The following is a 20400-nucleotide window of genomic DNA, read 5'->3' as shown; positions in this document are numbered from 1 at the left end:
ACGTTTCCGTCACCGGTTCAAACTCACATACGGTCGCCGTTTTGTCCGGCTGCACCATTATCCCGCTTGCGTAGCGGCAAGGCTCAGGAGAACGGGACCAATCTAAAGCGCGGCATTTGAAGCCCGACTTTGAGGCGGTTCGCTCACCTGGATCCGCCAGGAGTGATCAGTCCTGGAAGATTTGTGTGTTCGGTCATTTCTTGGTCGTCAGGCGGTCTTCATGACAGCCCCTTCGATAACAACACCCGCAGTAACAAACTTCCACAGCGCGATAAGGAGCTTGCGCGCAAGGGCAACTATCGCGGCTTTCTTTAAACGTCCCCCGTTCAACTGAACCCGATCCACAAACCAACGACTGAGCGCTGACGCTGGCTGATTGCGTAGCCAAAGCCACGACAGTTGAATCATCGTGGTGCGCAGCCGAGGATTCCCTGCTTTTGAGACACCCTGTTCGTGGTCAATCGTCCCGCTCATCCATGGGGTCGGTGTCAAACCTGCATAGGCGGCAATCTGCCGCCGATTATCAAAATGCCGGGACAGTGCTTCGGTCCAAAGAACGGCGGCAAATTCAGCGCCGACACCCTTTAAGGACAGCAGCATCGCTGCGGGCGAGGTTGCCTCAACCGCTGGCTGCTCATACGTCGATAGGAGAGAATTACGCTCGCTTTCCACTGTAGCAATCTGTTCAAGCAGCAACTCGAGACGGTCGAGTTCGCGATTGATTTGAGCCTTTAGGTGTTTCGGCAACTCGCGCCCATCTCCCGTCTGGAGCTCCTCCAGGCGCTTACGGCGATCCTTACGGAGCGGTTGATAGCCGCTGACGCCTTGAGCGAAGAGCAGCCCCTTCACTCGATTGACATGCCTGACCCGTTCAGCAATCAAAACTTTGCGTTCCCGGCAAATCCGACGCCGATCTTCGTCCTTCGGATCTGGCGCTCTGACCATCGCACATACGCGTGGCTCGCCGCGCTTGAACGCGAGCAATGTGCGCGTCAGAGCCTCTCCATCAATCTTGTCGGTCTTCGCACGCCGACGTCGACGGGAGGTCGCGATCGAAGCTGCGTCGACAACGTAACTTTCGATGCCGCGAGCCTCCAGCACGCGGTGTATCCAGAAGCCGTCCAATCCGGCCTCTTGGATCGTCACGATGGGAAATAACTTCCCTGTTCTCAACCGCGCCTTCTGTTGTAGCTGCTCAAACCGATCCAGCAGCTCGGCCACATTGCCACCGGCCACTACATGCTTCGACATCTTCTCGCCACTGCCCGGCGACAACGAAGTGATCAACCAGGTCGATCGGCTCAGTTCCAATGACACAAAAATTGCGCCAAGATCAGTGCGGACAGCGGTCGGATGAATGGATGCAGGTTTCATAAACTTCTCCTCCTGAGCGAGTGTTTTGATGCAACCTCACTCTGCCAGAGCGGCGGCCGCTGTTCACTCCTCATGGGATCTAAAGCCGAAGAGGTGTTCTTATCACCCGCCCCGATCTGATCTTGCAACCGGTATCAGCCGCTCAGATCGGGACTGGTCGCTGCGCCGTGCGGCGACCAGGCGGACATTTCTACTTTGCAGGCCGGCGGACATTCTAACCTTGCCGCCACAGCGTTCTGTAGGAGCGGTACATTCTATCTCGAACTGCAACAAAGGCGCTAAGCTGCCTGCTTTTCGGGAGCCATGGTTTGATCCGTACCTTTTCGCATTTGAGTTTTGACGAACGCCGATCGATTTCCAGGATGTTGGATCAGAAGTTTAGCCAGTCTGAGATCGCCAGACGCCTCGGCCGGGACCGTGCGACCATCTCCCGGGAGATAAAACGCAACTACTGGCACGATCAGGAATTCCCCGATGCCGAGGGCTACTGGGTGATGACCGCCAACGACATGGCGCGCGACAGGCGCCGGCGGATCGGCAAGCTCTTTCGTCGCGAGGATCTGCGGAACGAAGTGATCGGAAAGTTGGAATCCGGCTGGTCGCCGGAACAGATCGCTGGACGACTGAAGATCGAACCAGCGGCCAAGGCAAGCGTCTGTCACGAGACGATCTACCGGTATGTCTATTCACCAGAAGGACAACGGCAGCAACTCGCGCGGCTTCTCCCGGAACGGCGGAGAAAGCGCCGGCCGCGATATGCTCGCAAGCCGCAGAATCCAGTCTTTCCAGATGAGCGTTCGATCAAACATCGGCCGGAAGCCATCAACGATCGCAAGGAATTCGGTCACTGGGAAGCCGATCTCATGATCTTCGAAAGGGTTCAGGGCAATGCCAATGTGGCAACTGTTGTTGAGCGGACGAGCCGGTTCACCATGCTGTTCAAGAACAACGACCGGCAGTCCAAGCCGATCATGGAGCGGCTCATCGACGTGCTCAGCCCCCTGCCCAGGCATGCCCGGCAAAGTTTGACGTTTGATCGCGGATTTGAATTCGTCTCCTGGCGGCGACTGAAGCAGGGAATGGGAACCGATGCATGGTTCTGCGATCCGTCTGCGCCCTGGCAAAAAGGCTCCGTTGAGAACATGAATCGGCGGATTCGGCGTTACCTGCCGAGGGATACTGCTGTCCTGTCAGTTCCTGATGAATCGATACGATCGCTGATCGATCGGTTGAACAGTACGCCGAGAAAATGCCTTGGTTTCCGCACCCCAGCTGAAGTGTTCAGGCGTGAAGTGAACAAATGACGGCAAGCCGGGGCGGAGGACGGATTTTATGAATGATCCTGCGGTGATTGCGCGGCGAGAGAAAGCGTTATTAGGCAGCCAGCGGCAGAATAGAGATCGTCAATGCACGCCGATATCGCTTTGCGTATCCGATTCCAACTGCAGGCAAGCTGCCCAAAGTAGCGTCTTGTGGAAGGATCCATCCTGCAGAAGAGTGAGCCCCTCTCGTGCCTCGCAGAGCAAGCCGAGCCAGCATAAGCGTTGGAAGACGCCATACTGAAGATCGGATTTCAACTCCCAGGCTTCTATGGTCATTTCGGTGTCCGACAAAGGCGCCAGCTCTGGATAGAGGATTTTCACAACGTCCATTGGCGTGCAACCTTCTCTGGCCTTGATATTGAGAAGATTGAGGAACATGCGCCACCAGCGTAACCGCGCTCGGACCTCCTCTTCCCGCTCGGTGGCGTGGACATAGGAATAGAGATAATCCGTGGCGACCAGATCGAAGAAGGCTTGCGGGTTCACCAAAAACTCCCGGCCGCGTCTGGTTGGCAGCAGCACATCCTTTTTCCGGCGAAGAAGCTTCAGATGACGGGCCATGTCGCGCACGACCCAAAGCGGCGGCATGTCGCTTTCATTGAGCACCTTGTTCATGCTGTAGAGGTCCTCGGCTGTGAACCCTGGCCAGAGGAAGTGCACAGCGGCCCAATGCACGAACTTGCGGTTCATGGCGCCGGTCGCCGTCAATCCTATGCCACCCTCACCGTCAGCATAGGCAACCGAAAGAAGCATGCCGCGAAGAAGTGGTGACAGCGCGGCGACGTCGACGTCACCTTGCAGGTTGATTTCCGGAAGCATCGTGCGGCTTTGATCCCCAACTGCGCCATGCAAGTCCCAGCGAGTATCGAGCGGTAAAAGAACAATTGCTAGTGAGAAAGCTAAAGCCGAAGGGGTGCGTCATCACCCGCCCCCGCTCCGCCCTTTCAACCCGGCCCAGCCGGTCGGATCGGGGGCTGATCTCCCTGCCCTGTAGTAGCCTTTAAGCCCTTGTTGCATTTACATTAGAAGTCACAAGGCTATTTAGTAATGCGACAGTTGGGCCAGTTAGAGATGCGACAGTCTCGCCTCTCGACGTGCTGGTCAATGCCAACATTGGGAGCAAGGATGACAACCCACAGCCTGGTCGCGAGTCCGAACAGGCCGCCCCTACAGCATGTCGGAAGATCCAGGACCTCTTTTCGTTCATGCCCCCTTTCACAAAGGCGTCGAAGCGCTATGCTGTCATCATAGAAACACGAGATACCCATGAGACGATCACAGCAGAGCGAGTTGCGTGAGCGGATTACGATCGTTGGGGATGTCGAGTCCGCCTCTTTCATCCCGTGGATTCGCCGTCATGCCGACAAGCTTGGCCTATCCCAGGATTTTTTGCACGCCGGTGCCAACCGGATCGAACTCGAGGTCGTGGGGCCTGCCGAACTGATCGACATGCTGGAAATGGGATGCTCCCTGGGGCCCATCGATGTCTGGGTTGACGAGATTCAGCGCAAGATTGTATGTCCACCAGACACACCTCTGGCCAAGCTCATCTGAGGCGATGCACTTTATTTAATCATTGTTGCCAATGCGAATTTTTTATGCAAGCCTCTGAAGCTGAGATTGCAAGCTTGGGACCAGCACCGCATGACCCGTGCCAGGCCACTGGTAAGATTGAGGAATTAACCGTCATGGCTTCCGATACGGCCGGCTCCTGGACGCCTGTCGCGCTTTCTGCCGATCTGCCGCCGGCAACCGTCATACCCGCCTGGACCCCAGTAGGAGCGATCGTGCTCTGGCGTAGTCAGTCCGGGCGTGTATCGGCCGCGGCGGATCGCTGTCCGCATCGTGGGATGCGGTTGTCTCATGGCTTCGTGCGAGGCGAAGCGCTTTCCTGTATCTATCACGGCTGGAGCTATTCTTCGGCGGGAGGATGTGTTCGTATCCCGGCTCATCCCAATCTCATACCACCAGAAACAATTCGCGTTGCCGTTCAGCGGGTTGAAGAATCGGATGGCATCGTCTGGGTGGCAGTCGGCGAACCGGAAATGGCGCTGCCATGTCTTAATCGTTTCGTGCCAATACGCTCGCTGACAGTGGATGCCGATATCGCGGCAATCGAAGTGGCAGCCGGCGGGAAAGCTGGCGCGGACGGGCTGATCCACGTCGCCGACTGTTCGTGGACCCGACTGCTGCCGACGGCCCAGGTCGGGCGCACGCTCATCCACCTCCTGGTCGAACGGGATCGTAATCTCGCAGATCAGGTTGCGGCATCGCGCATCGCCGAAGCCGTCCGCCGCCGGGCGGAAATGCACCAGAAGGATGTCGCATGAAAGGGGGCGGCGCGATGATCGATGAATGGTATCCGGTCGGCCTCTTCAGCCAGCTCACCGAGGCAGGAAGCAAGACCGCTTTGATGGGCGAGCCGATTAAGGTGATGCGCACACCTGACGGCGCGGCGCAGGTCACATCGGCTGATGGGCGTGCCCTGCCCGTCCGCGTCCGCTATGGTCATGTCTGGTCCTCCCTAGGCAATCCGGCCAAAGAGGTATTTGCCATTCCCGAAGCGGATCAGCCCGGCCGCCGTTTCGTCGATGTCGGCGTCGTGCGGGTGCGCTGTTCGCCCCTCAGAGCAGTCGAGAACTTCCTCGACATCGCGCATTTTCCCTTCGTCCACACGGATATACTCGGCGCCGAGCCTCATACCGAAGTTGAAAATTATAAGGTCGAGATTCGCGAGGAAGAGGATGAAGTCTGGGCGACGCAGGTAAAATTTTACCAGCCGCAGGCTGCCAAGTCGGCGACCGGTGGATTAACCACCGAATATATGTATCGCGTGCCGGCCCCGACCTGTGCGGTGCTTTACAAGACTTGCCCTCCCCGGCCCGGGGAATGGGATGTCATCACCCTGTTCGTTCAGCCGCTTGGCGAAGACCTTTGTGACGTATGGCCTTGGATGGCCCTCTTCGACGATGTGACGCCGATGACCGACCTTATTCATTTTCAGCAGATGATTTTTCTGCAGGATCGGTCCATCCTCGAAAATCAGATCCCGGCACTTTTACCGCTCGATCCCGGCATGGAAATCCCGACCAGGGCCGACATGACGTCGATTGCCTACCGGCGCTGGCTGAAGCGCCACAATTATCTCTATGGCGCGCAGCTGGTCGCACAATGAAGCTCTACGACTACATCCTATCGCCGAGCTGTTACAAGATCCGCCTGATGGCTGCGATCCTCGGCGTCAAACTGGAGATCCGGGCGGTCGATTTCCATCCAGGTCTCGAACATCGCGGACCTGGGCTTCTGGCCCTCAATCCGGCGGGCTCCATCCCGATCCTCGAAGATGGCGATCTCATACTGACCGAGTCTTCGGCCATGCTCGCCTATCTCGCCGCCCAAAGCGGTTCCCGCTGGCTCGGCACCGACGCGCCGGAGACGGCGCGCGTGCACCAATGGCTCTCCTTCTCGCATCGGCTCACGACTAATCTTGGCGGCGCCCGGCTGCATCAGATGCTTTTGCGTCCTGGCAACATCGAGACCCTGCAGGCACAAGGGGTCGCGGCGCTGCGCGAACTGGAAGCCGGGCTTTTTGAACAGCGACTCCGCGACATGCGGTTCCTGGCATCGGATCGCGCGACGATTGCCGACATCGCCTGCTTTCCCTACGTGGCACTGGCGCCTGATGGCGGAATCTCGCTCGATCCCTATCCGAACATCCGGCTCTGGCTGCGCGCCATCCGCAGCCTTGCAGGTTTCATCGAAATGCCCGGCATCCACAGGCTGCACGAGTTGAAGCCCAACCCTCATCCTGCCAACGAGGAGAGTTAAGATGGCGGGCTACCTTTTGAAGAACTGCGCCGCAATCATCGTCGACGATGGCGGCGGGCCCTCCGTGCTCCGCAATGCCGATCTCTTGACCAATGGTCCGGCGATCGAGGCGATCGGGACGCAGCTGTCACAAGAGACCCTGCCTGCGGAAACGATCGTCCAGGACGCGTCCGGCTGGTTTGTCTATCCGGGACTCGTCAATACTCATCACCACTTCTTCCAATGCTTCGTGCGCAACCGGGCCGATCTCGACTGGACGAAGCTCTCGGTCATCGAGTGGCTCGACCGGATCTATCCGATCTTCTCGCGGCTGAACGAGGATTGTTTCTACCATTCGTCGGTCACTGCCATGGCCGAGATGATCAAGCATGGCTGCACCACGGCCTTCGACCATCAATATTGCTTTCCCCGGCACGCAGGAAAGCGTCTGATCGATCGCCAGTTCGAGGCAGCCGAGCTTTTCGGCATGCGCTTCCATGCGGGACGGGGCGGCAATACATTGCCAAAATCCGAGGGGTCGACGATCCCCGACGCCATGCTGGAAACCACAGATGAATTCATCACCGATTGCGCCCGGCTGATCGACGGCTACCACGATGCCGGACGCTTCAGTATGCGGCAGGTGGTCGTTGCCCCCTGCCAGCCTGTCAATTGCTACCGCGAGACTTTCGTCGAGTCCGTAACGCTCGCCCGCGATCGGGGCGTGCGGCTGCACACATGTCGGAGAAGGCGAAAGTCCCGTCATCGAGGCGCGCCATGGGATGCGCACGGTCGACTACTGCGCCGAACTCGGCTTTGCCGGGCCTGACAGCTTTTATGCCCATTGCTGGGAGCTGACACATGACGAACTGCGCAAGATGGCGGCAAGCGGCACAGGTGTGTCTCATTGCCCCGAGCCGGTTTACCTCGTGGGCGCCGAAGTGACCGATATTCCCGCGATGGCGGCTTTCGGTCTCCGTGTCGGGCTCGGCTGTGACGGTGCGGCTTCAAACGACAATTCCAATCTCATGCACTGCATCCACTCTGCCTATATGCTCCAGTGCCTGACGGCGGCGACGCGTGCTCATCCCGTTCCAGCGCCGGTGGATTTCCTGAATTATGCGACCGCGGGCGGAGCAAGTCTGCTCGGCCGCAGCGACATCGGCAGGCTTGCTCCCGGCATGGCCGCCGACCTCTTCGCAATCGATACGAGGCGGATGGACTATGTCGGCACGCGCCACGACCCGTTGAGCCTGATTGCCAAGGTCGGCATCGGCATGCCGACCGATCTGACCATGATCAACGGACGCATCGTCTGGCAGGCCGGCGAATTTGTCGGCCTCGACGAGGCTCAACTTTCCGCCGCCGCCGAAGCGGCGCTCGCGACCGTCCAATTTTGAAAAACCAAAAGAGGGAACTGACATGCCAAATAATCTCACCCGCAGAATACTCATGAAGAGCGCCGCGGCTGCCGGTCTGGCGACGGCGTTTGCCGGCCGCTCGGCGCTTGCCGCCGACGAACCTCTTGGCATCGCCCTGGTCGTTCCCTCGCCTATCGGCGATGTCGGCTGGGGCCATGCGCTTGCCGCCGGCATCGACCCGATCAAGGCCGCCTATGGCGACAAGGTGAAGGTCACGGTCATCGAGAACATTGCTGAAGGCCCGGATGCCGATCGCATCATGAACAAAACCGTCGCCGACGGAAACCACTTCCTGATAGCCGGCTCCTTCGGTTACCAGAACGGCGCGTTGCAGATTGCCCGCCGCAATCCCAAGGTAACCGTCCTGCATGCCTCGGGCTTTCAGGTTGCACCCAACTTCTCGCCCTTCGCCGCCAAATATTTCCAGGGAACGTACCTGCTCGGAATGGCGGCGGCGGCCGTCTCCAAGTCCGGCAAACTCGGTTCGGTTTCGGCCTTTGCCATTCCCGAGCTGATTACTTCGGTCAACGCCTTCACGCTGGGGGCGCAGGCCGTCAAGCCGGATATCGAGGTGTCCGTGGTCTGGGTCAATTCCTGGTTCGATCCGGCCAAGGAGCAGGAAGCGGCCAAGGCGTTGATCTCGCAGGGCTGCGACGTGATCTTCTCGAATGCGCAGGATACGCCTTCGGTGATCTCGGCTTGCGAAGAAGCCGGCGTCTACGCCTTCAATCTCAACTCCTCGATGAAGAAGTATGCCGAAAAGACCTATCTCGGCTGCATCGCTACCGACTGGTCGCCCTTCTTCAAGGCTTCGGTCGACGCCCATCTTGCCGGCACGTTCAAGGGCGCCAACACCTTTTTAGGTGTCGCGGACAAGGTCGTCGAAGTTGTCGATTGGAACCCGGCGATCCCAGCAGACACCATGACGAAGATTAAAGAGATCGAAGCCAAGATTGCCGATGGCAGCTTCTCGCCGTTTACCGGTCCGATCACCAAAGCGGATGGGAGCGAGGGTGCCGCCTCGGGGGCCACGCTGACGGACGGCCAGATTGTCGCGATGGACTGGCACGTCAAAGGTGTCACGACGCCATTGCCGAAGTAAACCATGATTCCGCTTCTGTCGCTGCGCGCCATTTCGAAGAGCTATGGCCAGGTCCATGCCAATCAGGAGATCGATCTCGACGTCGCTCCCTGCTCGATCCATGCCATCCTCGGAGAAAACGGGGCTGGCAAATCGACCCTGATGAAGCTGATCTACGGTGTCGAGCAGCCGGACGAAGGCACCGTCGCCTGGAACGGGCAACCGCTCAGTCTTGCCTCTCCCGCAGAGGCAAGACGCGTCGGGATCGGCATGGTCTTCCAACATTTCTCGCTGTTCGAGAGCCTGACGGTCGTCGAGAACATCCGCCTGATCGTGTCCGGCAGAAAGAGCGAGCTTGCCGAGCGCATTCGCAAGCTGGGGCATGACTTCAGCCTCGAGGTCGATCCGCTCGCCCATGTCCATTCGCTTTCCGTGGGCGAAAGGCAACGGGTGGAAATCATCCGGTGCTTAATGACCGACCCGAAACTGCTGATCCTTGACGAGCCGACTTCCGTGCTCCCGCCACAGGCGGTGGAAAAGCTCTTTGAAACATTGCGCCGGCTGCGGGACGGCGGCGTGTCCATCCTGTTCATCTCTCACAAGCTCGAGGAAATTCAGTCGCTTTGCGATCGCGCGACGATCCTGCGCGCCGGACGCGTCACCGGACATGTCGATCCGCGCGAACATGACGCTCACGAACTCGCCCGGATGATGATCGGCCGCGACATGCCGGAACTCATGCCGGCACTGCTTTTGCCCCAGGGCGAAAAGCGTCTGGAGCTAATCGGCCTTGACTACCGCGCGGATCCTTTCGCCGTGCCGCTCTCCAATGTCAGCCTGGCGGTGCGCGCCGGCGAAATCCTTGGCATTGCCGGGATCTCGGGAAATGGCCAAAGTGAACTCGCCGCGCTGATCTCGGGCGAGACCGTCCTGGCGCCCGATCAACGAGATCGGATCTTCATGATGGGCAAGGATGTCGGTTCGCTCGATTCCGCCACACGCCGCCGGCTCGGCTTCGCCTTTGTCCCGGAGGACAGGCTTGGTCGCGGCGCGGTTCCCGAAATGTCGCTCGCTCTCAATAGCCTCCTGACCGCCCATCCGCTGAATCTTGTCAGATATGGCCTGCTCGACAAGGCCCGCGCAAAAAGCTTCACCAATGACTGCATCCGAGATTTTGACGTGCGCACGCGCGGTGCCGAGGCGGAAGCCGGGTCGCTTTCCGGCGGCAACTTGCAGAAATTCATCGTCGGGCGCGAGATCATGCTGGCGCCCAAGCTTCTTTTCCTCGCCCAACCGACCTGGGGCGTCGACATCGGCGCAGCCGCGGCGATCCGCAAGCGGCTCATCAGCCTACGCAATGAAGGCATGGCGATCCTTGTCATTTCCGAGGAACTCGAGGAACTGTTCGAACTGAGCGATTTTATCCAGGTTCTGCACCACGGGGCCCTCAGCCCGCCGCTCGTCACGCGTGATACCAACCCGGAAGAGATCGGTCGATACATGATCGGAGCCCAGCCGCAGCGCGCGAGAGCCACCGCATGAGCAGAAACTTCCTCACCTCCCTGCCCACCCTGGTCCGACGGGAGCGGGCATCGCTTGCCGCGACCCTTCTGGCGCCGCCCATCGCTCTCGTCGCCACCCTCATCCTCAATCTCGGACTTTACATCGTCATGGGGCGCGATCCGGCCGCGGTCGTCTACGCGATGCTGATCGAGCCCTTCTTTTCGTGGGCGTCTTTTTCCGAAGTGCTGCTGAAGGCCGGGCCGCTGCTCCTCATCGCACAAGGGCTTGCGATCGGTTTTCGCGCCAAGGTATTCAATATCGGCGCCGAGGGACAATTCGTCCTCGGCGCAATCTTCGCCTCCGCCATTCCGATATGGTGGCCCGATGCGAGCGGCCAATGGATCTGGCCGGCAATGCTACTTCTCGGCACGATCGGCGGCGCACTCTGGGCATCACTTACCGCCTTCTGGCGCGTCAGGCTCAATGCCAATGAAATCCTCGTTTCCCTGATGCTGAGTTTCGTTGCCGTGCAACTCCTCAACTATCTGCTGCTCGGCCCCTGGAAGGATCCGAACGGCTTCAATTTCCCGCAGTCCGTCATGTTCCAGTATGATGCAATGGTGCCGATCCTGATCGAAGGAACGCGCGTCAATGTCTCGCTCATTCTCGCCCTCGTCCTGTCGATAGCCGCATGGGTCTTCATGCAGAAGAGCTTCATCGGTTACAAATTGCAGGTTGGCGGGCTGGCGCCACGCGCCGCCAGCTACGCCGGGTTCAGGGAAAGCTGGGCAATCTGGCTTTCCCTGCTGATCGGTGGAGCCGCAGCGGGTCTTGCCGGTGCGGCTGAAGTCGCCGGCCCGCTCGGTCAGTTGCAACGCTCGATCTCAACCGGATACGGCTATGCGGCAATTATCGTTGCCTATCTCGGCGGGCTGCATCCGATCGGCATCGTCATCTCCTCAATCGTCATGGCGGCGCTCTACATTGGCGGCGACAACGCCATGGTCTCCGCCAATCTGCCGGTTGCGGCCGTCCGGGTTTTCCAGGGGAACCTGCTTCTTGCCTATCTGGTGGCCATCGCTTTCGTGCGCTACCGTCTCGCTTGGCGGCCAGCAGCGACCAGGAGCCCGACATGAACGCCGTCGAGTTCGTTCTAACCGGCATGCTGGCGGCTGCGACACCCTTTCTGCTGGCAGCCCTCGGAGAACTTGTCGCCGAGCGTGCCGGCGTGCTCAATCTTGGCGTCGAGGGGCTGATGGCATTCGGCGCCGTCATCGCCTTCATCATCGTCTATCACGGCGGCGGCCATTTTCTGGCCTTTGCCGCGGCCGGTCTCGGCGCCGCCCTACTGTCCATGATTTTCGCGGCAATTGTCCTCGGTTTCAACGCAAACCAGGTCGCAACCGGGCTTGCTATCGGGATTCTCGGACAGGGCCTGTCGGCGCTGTTCGGCAAGACCTATGAGAGCCTGACAGTCAGAGCCTTGCCGAAGATCGCCATTCCTGGTCTTTCCGATTTTCCCGTCATCGGCGGCCTGTTTGTCCAGGATATCGTCGTTTGGCTTTCGCTGCTCGCAACCGTCGCGATCTGGGCAATGTTTGCCTATGGCAAACTCGGGCTGATTATCCGGGCGGTCGGCGAAAACCCGAAAGCGGCGCATGCTATCGGCTATCCCGTCATCGCTATCCGCTTCGCCGCGGTGGCATTCGGCGGCATGATGGCAGGCTTTGCGGGCGCCTATGCGGCGACAATCTACACTCCGCTCTGGGCGGATGGGATGATTGCCGGCCGCGGCTGGATCGCAATCGCGCTCGTCGTCTTCGGAACCTGGCTGACCGGCCGGATCTTTCTGGGCGCCTGTCTATTCGGCGCCGTATCGCTGATGGGGCTTGCCGCGCAGGCGACGGGGCTCGACGTTCCCTCGCAACTGCTCGCATGCCTGCCCTATCTGGTGACAATCATCGTGCTCGGCATCATCTCGGCGGATCGCCGCCTGCTCAAACTCAATGGCGTCGCCTCGCTAGGCGAGACTTTCGAGCGATAATGATGACCGGCAAGGCGACCGAGTGTTGATCTACCGCGACGGTGATTGGCTCATTATGGAACCGCTACGCCGCAAGAACCTCCGGGTAGGTCTGGCTGGTTTGCTACCGCTTGGCCCAGAAGAGAGTTTCCCGACGTAGACGAGACCTGCTTCGTGCGAAAGATATCGACTTCCTCGATGGAGTACAATGCGACGAGGCGGGGGGTCACGGCCGCGGTAGCTTTATCGTCAATGCGCCCGGCACCCGAACATTCCGTTAAGAGCGATACCGACTGCGTCGTGCTCATCCAATGGGATCGGCCCGCGAAAATCGTGAAGCCCTACGTCTGAGATGTAGAGCAGGTTTCCAAATCCCGGGCCTTGAACAGATATGAGCCGGTTCCCCTGTCAAAGGACCAAGAAAAATCCGCAAATTTTCCGCAGCAACGCCTTGAAACCGAAAACTCCAAAAACCAGATAATTTTTGCTGGATGCCGAAAGGGCCGGCGATCGCTAAGGCGTCGGTCGTCCGGCGTCTTCGTACCCATGTTGCTTCAAGGAGGATATGGCTATGGCAACATCTTACGACTATGCACCGCTTTTCCGCTCGAGCGTTGGTTTCGATAGGGTATTCAACCTTCTGGAAAACGCGCAGCGGGCCCGCTCGATCAGCGATTGGCCGCCGTACGATATCATCAAGACGGGCGAAGACACCTACCGTATCACTGTCGCTGTTGCCGGCTTCTCGCAGGATGATCTCAACCTCACATTCCAGTCGAACCTGCTGACGATCACCGGCAACAAAGGCGAGACGCAGAGCGAAAGCTATCTGCATCGCGGGATTGCCGGCCGGCCGTTCGAACACCGTTTTGAATTGGCCGATCACGTCCGGGTCTCGGGCGCCGATCTGACCAACGGTCTCTTGTCCATCGATCTGGTTCGAGAAATTCCCGAGGCGATGAAGCCACGGAAGATCGATATCCAGACGAATGCGGAACTTGCAAAACCAGCGAGTGCACCGCAGATCGAAGCCCAGAAAGCCGCCTAGAGGGCTCGATCATCGCAGGGCGCTAGGTACCAGCGCCCTGCCCCTTCATTAACAATCGGGCTTTTGAAAGGAGTGCGCCATGAAACCCGGTATGTTTGAAACACCTGTAATGATTCTGACCGGTCTTGGTATTCCGACGCGGGTTTCCACAGTCATGCATGCCTACCGGCTTTTGCTCGAATGGCCAAATCTGAACCATGATCCAGCCCATGCCGTTGCCGTAAAGACCTGCAAAGCAGCGCTTGCGGGCGATATAGAGGCGGAGACCGCCCGTAGCGTGTTTGTAGCTTTTGCTGACAAACACGACCTGCTTGCTCCCCAGATCAGTGCGGTGGTGACATCACGCAACAGACACGGCAGCGACCCGCATCTGCGATGATCTCATTGCGTCATCGTCTGTGATCAGGAGATAAGCATGAACCATGGTTGCAATTTATCGCGTGCGCCGGGTGCGCAGACCGACGCTGTCGACACGTCCATGCTTCTTCATCCTGCTCGGCATTTCCGCAATCCGAAAGACGTGTTGAACGCCAATTACCTCTCGTCGGAGGAAAAACGCACTATCCTGGCTTCATCGGCATCGGACATGCATGCCGTGGAATCGAAACCTGCGCTCCGGTCGGTCCCGGGCGTGCCACGCCCAATTCTTTACCAGGACGTTTTGTCGGCCTTAAAGACCCTGGATCGGCTGCGGGAAAAGCCGCCGGGGTACTAATATCGCGCCAGTAAAGCCGCAGGGCGCCGATCGCGTCCTGCGACGCAGGTCTGCAAATTCCATCCACATATCGGCAGTGCAGATTTCGCCATTGACCAGTCACTATTCGTGCAGGCCGATGAGGCGCCTGTGCGAGTAGAGGATCGAAGGCCAGTCGAAGCAATGACCCGCACAAGTCACTGTGGCGGAAACTCGAGCTTGCGTACGTCGTAGCCGAGTTGACTTGCCTTCCTTATCATGCGCCGAAGCTTGGCTTTGGAAGGAACGTTCCGGGAGTAAATCCACAGGTCCTTCATCGACGGGTTCGCGCTAATAAACCAGGACCTGTCGGGCGATTTGTATAATATCCAATAGTCGAAAGTGATGAGAAAAGGGTAACGCACCCGCATTTTCGCCCTTGTCGTCCCGAAATCCTGGATCGTCCCGGTACCGCGGACTGTTTTCAGGCGACCCTTGGGCGTTTCGACCCGGCAGCCGTCCTCGACGGAGATCTCATTTGGCGATTTGCCTGGACGATAGGTCGAATAGCCCGCGACGCAGCCGTCGGTCAGGAACATCGGAGTACGCCCAATCTCGAGCCATGTCCCGCTGTAATGACCCCGCTCGACTTTAACCACCTTGGGCGTCGCCCATGCCGTGGTGCCGCTGCCGAAGAGAGACAGCGCGATAAGCAGGAGCGAACTGGTGCGATTGAGATAGAATTCCATAAATAACTCCGTATGTTCAGTACGCTTAGTAGAGGCCGCATTTTCAAATTCCGGAATGCCGCGAAACTCCCGCATATCGCAGCGTTACGAAGGCCATCAGGCTGGCGACCGCGAATGCATTCAAATCGAAGAGGACTGCCAGATCGGCATCCGCCCAGATGTGCAGCGGCGAACCGACATAGCGGCGCGATAAAATGAATAGGGCAAAAACCAGAACGGTCATGCCACGTTGCCACCACTTCTCGTGTTCGCGGAACGATAATGAAACGAGCAGTATACAGGCGGCAAAAAACAGTTCCGTACCTGAGCTCTGGCCGAACAGCTTCGTTTCAAAAAGAGTATCGACGGTGCCGACCAATGGCAGGGCAATTCGAGCTGCAAGGGGAGACCGTCGCGCCAGTAGCGGAATCGCCAGGAAAAAAGGGGCAGCGATCAGAGTGCCAAGCGAAGCCGCAACACCATTTCCAACCAGATACCAGACATAGACCGGATAAAACGGCTTGTTAGCGGCAATCACCCAAGCAACAGCTACCGTCGCCCGGGTCAGAGGGTCGAGCGATTGTCGTGTTTCGTTCATCACGCTGCCGGTGCCAAAAGATAGTGGCCGACGCCCCAAACCTCGCCTTTATCATAACCGAACATGCCGACGGTCGAGAGAAAGAATAGCCGCCAACGGCGTTGCCAAAGTGACGCGTCTCGGCCGTAAACTTGGCTGAAGATCGGCTGGATTCGATCGACCTCGCGATCGAAGTTGGCAAGCCAGTCGAGCGCGGTGCGGCGATAGTGCATGCCCGTCCAGCGCCATTCGTTCTCGACCCGGAATAGGTCGCCAAAACGATGCGGCAGATCATGGGCCGGCATTATGCCGCCGGTGAAGAAGTGCTGGGCGATCCAGTCGGCGGGGTCGGCGCGATCGAATCGATAGGATCGATTTTTGTGGGTGAACACATGCAGGAACAGCCTGCCGCCCGGTTGCATCCAGCCACTGATCCGCTGGAGCAGCGCGCGCCAGTTCGACATATGTTCGAACATCTCCACTGAGACGACGCGATCATAGCGCTCAGCAGTCGAAAAATCGTTCATGTCCGCGGTGATCACAGTGAGATTGGACAGCTCGCGCGCTTCCGCAACGCCCAGGATGTAGGCGCGTTGAGAGACTGAGTTCGAAACAGAAACGATACGCGCCTTCGGGAAATGCTGGGCGAGATGAAGCGAAAGGGAGCCCCAACCGCAGCCAAGCTCCAGGATGCTCATGCCGTCTTCGATCCCTGCATGTTTGACGGTTTCGGCAAGCGCCAGGGTTTCCGCTTCTGCAAGCGTCGTTCCGCTCGTCGGATAGAGACAGCAGGAGTATTTCCGCTGTGGGCCGAGCGTTTGCGTAAAAAAGCCGGCTGGTACCTCATAATGCTGGCGGTTGGACTCCTCCGTATGGATAGCGACAGGAGACCTGTCCATCGTCTCGACAAATCTCTGTTCGACCTCCTGCGGCAGGGTCGCTAATCGTCGTTTCATACGGCCGCAAAGCAGATCGATGCCTGCGAGCGACAGGCCGTCGGAGATTGGTGCGCGCTCGGCAGCATTGATGGCGAAGGCGAGCATGTTCATCGGGACTCTCCATGAAGAGGGGGTGTGGATTTTCGCGGGCCAGGAAAGAAGGCATTGACGCGTCTTTGCAAGGCGCGGAACTTGTCCCCACGTGAGCGAAGCATATGTTCTTCGAGCGGCGGAATGCCGGAGATATGCACTAGCAGCCAATACATCAGCAGCGGCGCAAGTAGCGAAAGCCAGCTCCAAATCGGCGAGGCCAGCGCTAAAAGCGGAAAACAGCACCAGAAGAGCCATTCGAAGAAGTAATTAGGATGGCGGGAATAGCGCCATAAACCGACTTCGCAGATCTCCGTTCTCGCCTGCCGTGTCTTGCGAAAGCGTGCAAGTTGGGCGTCGGATAGTGTCTCGCCGCCGATCGCCACAATGCCAACTACGATGGCGACGATATCGACAAGGCGGGGAAAGGCTGCGCCATTTCCTGCCGCAAGGTAGACGGCGAGCACGAGAACAAAGGCGGCGATCGCCTGGATCTGCAAGAAACCAAACAACCGCGTGACGGCGTGATCGCCCCAATCCTCGATTAATTTCGCATAGCGCGGATCCTCGGTGCCCCCCTTGGTGCGCGATCCGATGTGGCTGCCGAGCCGCAACGCCCAAAGGCTGATGAGGACAAGGACGGTCATGCGGCGATCAAAGCTACCATCGGCAAGGAGCGCCGCGATGATCCCGCCGAGCCCAACGGCAAATGACCAGATCGTGTCGATCCAGCCGCTGAGTCCCGTGGCACGCTGAACGGCCCAGGCGCCTGCCATCGTCAGCGACAGCCCGATTGCAATGATCACTGGAAGATACGCGTCCATCATGGTTCCCATCGGCCTAGATTGGTTACGATGGGTTCTACGCTACTCGGCGCGTTTCAGTTCTAGCGTCGGGCGTGAAAAAATTCCGAAAATTTGTGCCGCCTATGAAACCGAGCCGAATTCCCTTCGTAGAGACAGGTTGGAAGCAATCGTATTGAGAGCTGACAATTGCTCGAAACGAGAGGATCTTATGGCATTTCATGATCGGGTTGCGGGTTCGCGGCGCCTTAATATCGCAGTCGTCGGAAGTGGCATTTCAGGCCTTTCGGCGGCCTGGCTGTTGTCGCAGCGCCATGACGTTACCGTGTTTGAAGCGTCGGACAGGATCGGCGGTCACAGCAATACGGTGACTTTTCAGACACATGGCGGCGAGATGGCTGTCGACACCGGCTTCATCGTCTACAACCAAGTTACCTATCCCAACCTCACGGCCCTTTTTCACACCCTCGACGTGCCGACCGCCGCCTCGGACATGTCCTTTGCGGTATCGTTAAACGACGGAGCATTCGAATATTCTGGAGGCACCGGTCTCGGCTTGTTTGCCCAGTGGTCCAACGTCGTCAGCCCGCGCTTCTGGTCCATGGTGCGTGATCTTTTGCGGTTTTATCGCAAGGCGCCACGCGATCTGGCAATCATGGGGGGCATCTCTCTCGATGACTATCTTTCACGCAACGGCTATGGGCGTGCCTTTCGTGACGACCACCTCTATCCGATGGCCGCGGCAATCTGGTCCACGCCTGCCATGGAGGTTGGCGCCTACCCGGCCGCCAGCTTTGTGAAATTCTGCAGCAATCACGGCCTCCTCGAAATCTGGGATCGTCCGATATGGCGCACGGTCAAAGGTGGCAGTCGCGAATATGTGGCGCGAATGACGGCCGGCTTTGCCGACAGGATACGTATTTCGACACCAGTAAGGACGGTGCGTCGGCTGGGCGGCTATATTGAGATCCGTGATGCTCACGGCGGACAGAACCTCTTTGATCATGTCGTTGTCGCAACGCACGCGGATCAGGCACTTCGTATGCTGGCGGACGCCACCGACGACGAGCGCCGCATTCTTGGTGGTTTCCGCTATTGCCGCAACGTGGCGGTGCTGCATGGCGATATTGCCTTGATGCCCAGGCGTCGGGCCGCCTGGTCGAGCTGGAACTATTCTGCGGACACGCGAACCTCCCCACGAGACGGACAAATGCAGCCCTCCATCACCTATTGGATGAACCGGCTTCAGCCTCTCGGCGGCGCACCGCCGACCTTCGTCACGCTCAATCCAAACCGAGCGCCACGCGAAGACACTATCATCAGCACCGATATCTACGAGCACCCGGTCTTCGACCTTGAAACAGACAGGGCGCAGCAGGAACTATGGTCTCTTCAGGGTGTCCAGAATACCTGGTTCTGCGGCGCCCATTTCGGCTCGGGCTTCCATGAGGACGGCATCCAGGCCGGGCTCGCGGTGGCCGAAGATCTAGCTGGCATCCGTCGTCCGTGGCAGGTGGCGCAGGAAAGCGCCCGCATCGTTCGTAGGCCTATCGCACGACCGATCGAAGCGCAGATCGGACTGGAGGTGCTGGCGTGACAGTTGAACCTCGCCCGCGCCCGTTTTGCGGTCATCTGACGATCCTTGCGCGGGCGAGGTCTGGAGTGCATTCGCTTTGGTGTGCTTCCGGGCCTGCCGCAAGCACCGAAATTGTCTGTTCGCATATCGTTCAGCAACACCGGTCTGCCTCGTCTATCGGGCGAAATACATGAGCCAGCTTGAGGAATTTTCTGACGGACCATTCATGACCACCGAGACCCGAAGGCTTGGCCTTGGCGGTCGCCTTATGGCGCATATGGTCCGCAACCTTCGAATTGGCACGCTTAGAATCGTGCTGCCCTCCGCGGCGGTGATCCACAAGGTGGGAGCTGAAGCCGGGCCCGATGCGACTATTGTTATGTGGCGCTGGCGCGCGCTCCGACGCATGGTCACGGCCGGCGATATCGGCTTTGCGGAGGGCTTCCTGCAAGAGGATTGGGAGACCCCGGATCTGACCGCATTGATACGGCTGGCCGCCAGAAATGGCGACGCCCTGTCTCCGGCGATCCAGGGCAGCCAGCTCATGCGGCTATTGAACCGCACACGCCACCTTTTCAACGCCAACTCGAGGCGCGGTAGTCGTCGAAACATCGAAGCGCATTACGATCTCGGCAACGACTTCTACAAGGAATGGCTCGACCAAAAGATGCTGTATTCCTCGGCGATCTTCGACGAGACCACGCCGACACTTGAGGCAGCACAGCAAAACCGTTTGGATCAAATTCGGGAAAAGCTTGTGCTTTCAGGCAGCGAACGTGTTTTGGAGATCGGTTGCGGTTGGGGCGCATTGGCGCTCGATCTTGCAGCTAATTCGGATGCCAGCGTCGTCGGCATCACGCTGTCGCCTTCCCAACTCGCTTGGGCGAAAGAGGCGGTCGCCGCCGCAGGCAAGACCAGCCAAGTCGATCTGCGCCTTCTGGACTACCGCGACACGGACGGTCAGTTCGATCGTATCGTGTCGATCGAGATGTTCGAGGCCGTCGGCGAAGCCTATTGGCCGAGTTATTTCGACATGCTGAAGCGCTGCATGAAGGATGGCGGCCGCGCGGTGCTGCAGATCATCTCCATTGAGGAAGGTCGGTTCGAGGCCTATCGTGGCAGCATCGACTTTATTCAGAAATATGTCTTTCCTGGCGGCTTTCTGCCATCGGACGCAGCGCTTGTGGGCGCAATGGCCGCAGCCGGCTTGAAGCTCACCGAGGTAGAGCACTTCGGCAAATCCTATGCGCGAACACTCCGTGAATGGAAGGCTCGCTTTCACGCGCGTTGGCCCGCGATCGCCGCCCAAGGGTTCGACGAGCGCTTCAAACGCCTCTGGGACTATTACCTTTGTTACTGCGAGGCAGGCTTTGAGGAGGGAAGTATCAATGTTGGAATCTACACGGTCGAGCATGGTTAGGATCGCTTCAAAAGGA

The 20400-nt window shown here is 58.7% G+C and carries 20 protein-coding genes and 2 pseudogenes; 16 read left to right on the top strand and 6 right to left on the bottom strand.

Features of this window, described 5'->3' with window-relative positions; all coding sequences use genetic code 11:
• Nucleotides 1-207: 207 nt before the first annotated feature.
• Complete coding sequence (locus ACS4RS_RS27140) at nucleotides 208-1374, bottom strand: IS110 family transposase (protein ID WP_439009802.1); 1167 nt, start codon at nucleotides 1372-1374, stop codon at nucleotides 208-210.
• Nucleotides 1375-1682: 308 nt separating this feature from the next.
• Between ACS4RS_RS27140 and ACS4RS_RS27135 the strand changes: the two genes are divergently transcribed.
• Complete coding sequence (locus ACS4RS_RS27135) at nucleotides 1683-2678, top strand: IS30 family transposase (protein WP_439013115.1); 996 nt, start codon at nucleotides 1683-1685, stop codon at nucleotides 2676-2678.
• A 99-nt stretch (nucleotides 2679-2777) separates the two neighbouring features.
• On the opposite strand, the gene ACS4RS_RS27130 is transcribed toward ACS4RS_RS27135, so the two are convergent.
• Complete coding sequence (locus ACS4RS_RS27130) at nucleotides 2778-3515, bottom strand: hypothetical protein (protein WP_130817691.1); 738 nt, start codon at nucleotides 3513-3515, stop codon at nucleotides 2778-2780.
• Between the two features lie 447 nt (nucleotides 3516-3962).
• On the opposite strand from ACS4RS_RS27130, the gene ACS4RS_RS27125 reads away from it, so the two are divergent.
• From ACS4RS_RS27125 to ACS4RS_RS27065, 13 genes and pseudogenes are all read left to right on the top strand, one after another.
• The gene (locus ACS4RS_RS27125; protein WP_439013114.1) at nucleotides 3963-4250 is read left to right on the top strand and encodes an acylphosphatase; all 288 of its coding nucleotides are present in this window, start codon (nucleotides 3963-3965) and stop codon (nucleotides 4248-4250) included.
• Between the two features lie 134 nt (nucleotides 4251-4384).
• Nucleotides 4385-5026 carry a Rieske 2Fe-2S domain-containing protein gene (locus ACS4RS_RS27120; protein WP_439013113.1) on the top strand — a complete coding sequence of 214 codons (642 nt, stop codon included), beginning with the start codon at nucleotides 4385-4387 and terminating at the stop codon, nucleotides 5024-5026.
• Entirely contained in the window at nucleotides 5023-5871 is an 849-nt protein-coding gene (locus ACS4RS_RS27115) for an aromatic ring-hydroxylating dioxygenase subunit alpha (protein ID WP_439013112.1), read from the top strand. Before ACS4RS_RS27120 ends, ACS4RS_RS27115 begins: the two co-directional genes overlap by 4 nt.
• Nucleotides 5868-6524 (top strand): glutathione S-transferase N-terminal domain-containing protein, encoded by a 657-nt coding sequence (locus ACS4RS_RS27110; protein ID WP_439013111.1) that lies wholly within the window; start codon nucleotides 5868-5870, stop codon nucleotides 6522-6524. Before ACS4RS_RS27115 ends, ACS4RS_RS27110 begins: the two co-directional genes overlap by 4 nt.
• Before the next feature lies 1 nt (nucleotide 6525).
• Nucleotides 6526-7903: pseudogene (locus tag ACS4RS_RS27105) on the top strand (amidohydrolase).
• A 22-nt stretch (nucleotides 7904-7925) separates the two neighbouring features.
• A complete protein-coding gene (locus ACS4RS_RS27100) occupies nucleotides 7926-9026 on the top strand; it encodes a BMP family ABC transporter substrate-binding protein (protein ID WP_439013110.1) in 1101 nt (366 codons plus the stop codon).
• 3 nt (nucleotides 9027-9029) lie between these two features.
• On the top strand, nucleotides 9030-10547 hold the full coding sequence (locus ACS4RS_RS27095) for an ATP-binding cassette domain-containing protein (RefSeq protein ID WP_439013109.1): 1518 nt from the start codon (nucleotides 9030-9032) through the stop codon (nucleotides 10545-10547).
• Nucleotides 10544-11644: an ABC transporter permease subunit gene (locus ACS4RS_RS27090; protein ID WP_439013108.1), complete on the top strand. Its 1101-nt coding sequence runs from the start codon at nucleotides 10544-10546 to the stop codon at nucleotides 11642-11644. The genes ACS4RS_RS27095 and ACS4RS_RS27090 overlap by 4 nt, the downstream gene beginning before the upstream one ends.
• The gene (locus tag ACS4RS_RS27085) at nucleotides 11641-12552 is read left to right on the top strand and encodes an ABC transporter permease subunit (protein WP_439013107.1); all 912 of its coding nucleotides are present in this window, start codon (nucleotides 11641-11643) and stop codon (nucleotides 12550-12552) included. Before ACS4RS_RS27090 ends, ACS4RS_RS27085 begins: the two co-directional genes overlap by 4 nt.
• 125 nt (nucleotides 12553-12677) lie before the next feature.
• Nucleotides 12678-12882: pseudogene (locus ACS4RS_RS27080) on the top strand (cupin domain-containing protein); the annotation flags it as partial.
• 220 nt (nucleotides 12883-13102) lie between these two features.
• Entirely contained in the window at nucleotides 13103-13579 is a 477-nt protein-coding gene (locus tag ACS4RS_RS27075; RefSeq protein WP_439013106.1) for an Hsp20 family protein, read from the top strand.
• Nucleotides 13580-13658: 79 nt separating this feature from the next.
• A complete protein-coding gene (locus ACS4RS_RS27070; protein WP_439013105.1) occupies nucleotides 13659-13958 on the top strand; it encodes a DUF982 domain-containing protein in 300 nt (99 codons plus the stop codon).
• Nucleotides 13959-13994: 36 nt separating this feature from the next.
• The gene (locus tag ACS4RS_RS27065; RefSeq protein ID WP_439013104.1) at nucleotides 13995-14294 is read left to right on the top strand and encodes a hypothetical protein; all 300 of its coding nucleotides are present in this window, start codon (nucleotides 13995-13997) and stop codon (nucleotides 14292-14294) included.
• Nucleotides 14295-14470: 176 nt separating this feature from the next.
• Here ACS4RS_RS27065 and ACS4RS_RS27060 read toward each other — a convergent pair whose 3' ends face one another.
• From ACS4RS_RS27060 to ACS4RS_RS27045, 4 genes are read right to left on the bottom strand one after another with little or no spacing between them, the layout of a single operon-like run.
• On the bottom strand, nucleotides 14471-15001 hold the full coding sequence (locus ACS4RS_RS27060) for a lipocalin family protein (RefSeq protein WP_439013103.1): 531 nt from the start codon (nucleotides 14999-15001) through the stop codon (nucleotides 14471-14473).
• A gap of 43 nt (nucleotides 15002-15044) precedes the next feature.
• Nucleotides 15045-15578 (bottom strand): hypothetical protein, encoded by a 534-nt coding sequence (locus ACS4RS_RS27055; protein ID WP_439013102.1) that lies wholly within the window; start codon nucleotides 15576-15578, stop codon nucleotides 15045-15047.
• The gene (locus ACS4RS_RS27050) at nucleotides 15578-16606 is read right to left on the bottom strand and encodes a class I SAM-dependent methyltransferase (RefSeq protein WP_439013101.1); all 1029 of its coding nucleotides are present in this window, start codon (nucleotides 16604-16606) and stop codon (nucleotides 15578-15580) included. The genes ACS4RS_RS27055 and ACS4RS_RS27050 overlap by 1 nt, the downstream gene beginning before the upstream one ends.
• Nucleotides 16603-17409, bottom strand: coding sequence for a DUF1295 domain-containing protein (locus ACS4RS_RS27045; protein WP_449314090.1), 807 nt, complete (start codon nucleotides 17407-17409; stop codon nucleotides 16603-16605). The genes ACS4RS_RS27050 and ACS4RS_RS27045 overlap by 4 nt, the downstream gene beginning before the upstream one ends.
• 190 nt (nucleotides 17410-17599) lie before the next feature.
• Between ACS4RS_RS27045 and ACS4RS_RS27040 the strand changes: the two genes are divergently transcribed.
• Together ACS4RS_RS27040 and ACS4RS_RS27035 are read left to right on the top strand one after the other, a co-directional pair.
• Nucleotides 17600-18985: an FAD-dependent oxidoreductase gene (locus ACS4RS_RS27040; protein ID WP_439013099.1), complete on the top strand. Its 1386-nt coding sequence runs from the start codon at nucleotides 17600-17602 to the stop codon at nucleotides 18983-18985.
• Between the two features lie 169 nt (nucleotides 18986-19154).
• Nucleotides 19155-20384 carry a class I SAM-dependent methyltransferase gene (locus ACS4RS_RS27035; RefSeq protein ID WP_439013098.1) on the top strand — a complete coding sequence of 410 codons (1230 nt, stop codon included), beginning with the start codon at nucleotides 19155-19157 and terminating at the stop codon, nucleotides 20382-20384.
• Nucleotides 20385-20400 lie beyond the last annotated feature (16 nt).

Source organism: Rhizobium sp. F40D2 (genome assembly GCF_051810745.2).
In the GTDB taxonomy this organism is placed as follows: domain Bacteria; phylum Pseudomonadota; class Alphaproteobacteria; order Rhizobiales; family Rhizobiaceae; genus Rhizobium.
Note: the sequence above shows the minus strand (reverse complement) of the source record. Positions and strands in the feature narration are given on the sequence as shown.

Coding starts and splice junctions, on each gene's coding strand:
- ACS4RS_RS27140 (WP_439009802.1), bottom strand. CDS start 1,374: ATGAAACCTGCATCCATTCATCCGACCGCTGTCCGCACTGATCTTGGC.
- ACS4RS_RS27130 (WP_130817691.1), bottom strand. CDS start 3,515: ATGCTTCCGGAAATCAACCTGCAAGGTGACGTCGACGTCGCCGCGCTG.
- ACS4RS_RS27125 (WP_439013114.1), top strand. CDS start 3,963: ATGAGACGATCACAGCAGAGCGAGTTGCGTGAGCGGATTACGATCGTT.
- ACS4RS_RS27120 (WP_439013113.1), top strand. CDS start 4,385: ATGGCTTCCGATACGGCCGGCTCCTGGACGCCTGTCGCGCTTTCTGCC.
- ACS4RS_RS27115 (WP_439013112.1), top strand. CDS start 5,023: ATGAAAGGGGGCGGCGCGATGATCGATGAATGGTATCCGGTCGGCCTC.
- ACS4RS_RS27110 (WP_439013111.1), top strand. CDS start 5,868: ATGAAGCTCTACGACTACATCCTATCGCCGAGCTGTTACAAGATCCGC.
- ACS4RS_RS27100 (WP_439013110.1), top strand. CDS start 7,926: ATGCCAAATAATCTCACCCGCAGAATACTCATGAAGAGCGCCGCGGCT.
- ACS4RS_RS27095 (WP_439013109.1), top strand. CDS start 9,030: ATGATTCCGCTTCTGTCGCTGCGCGCCATTTCGAAGAGCTATGGCCAG.
- ACS4RS_RS27090 (WP_439013108.1), top strand. CDS start 10,544: ATGAGCAGAAACTTCCTCACCTCCCTGCCCACCCTGGTCCGACGGGAG.
- ACS4RS_RS27085 (WP_439013107.1), top strand. CDS start 11,641: ATGAACGCCGTCGAGTTCGTTCTAACCGGCATGCTGGCGGCTGCGACA.
- ACS4RS_RS27075 (WP_439013106.1), top strand. CDS start 13,103: ATGGCAACATCTTACGACTATGCACCGCTTTTCCGCTCGAGCGTTGGT.
- ACS4RS_RS27070 (WP_439013105.1), top strand. CDS start 13,659: ATGAAACCCGGTATGTTTGAAACACCTGTAATGATTCTGACCGGTCTT.
- ACS4RS_RS27065 (WP_439013104.1), top strand. CDS start 13,995: ATGAACCATGGTTGCAATTTATCGCGTGCGCCGGGTGCGCAGACCGAC.
- ACS4RS_RS27060 (WP_439013103.1), bottom strand. CDS start 15,001: ATGGAATTCTATCTCAATCGCACCAGTTCGCTCCTGCTTATCGCGCTG.
- ACS4RS_RS27055 (WP_439013102.1), bottom strand. CDS start 15,578: ATGAACGAAACACGACAATCGCTCGACCCTCTGACCCGGGCGACGGTA.
- ACS4RS_RS27050 (WP_439013101.1), bottom strand. CDS start 16,606: ATGAACATGCTCGCCTTCGCCATCAATGCTGCCGAGCGCGCACCAATC.
- ACS4RS_RS27045 (WP_449314090.1), bottom strand. CDS start 17,409: ATGGACGCGTATCTTCCAGTGATCATTGCAATCGGGCTGTCGCTGACG.
- ACS4RS_RS27040 (WP_439013099.1), top strand. CDS start 17,600: ATGGCATTTCATGATCGGGTTGCGGGTTCGCGGCGCCTTAATATCGCA.
- ACS4RS_RS27035 (WP_439013098.1), top strand. CDS start 19,155: ATGAGCCAGCTTGAGGAATTTTCTGACGGACCATTCATGACCACCGAG.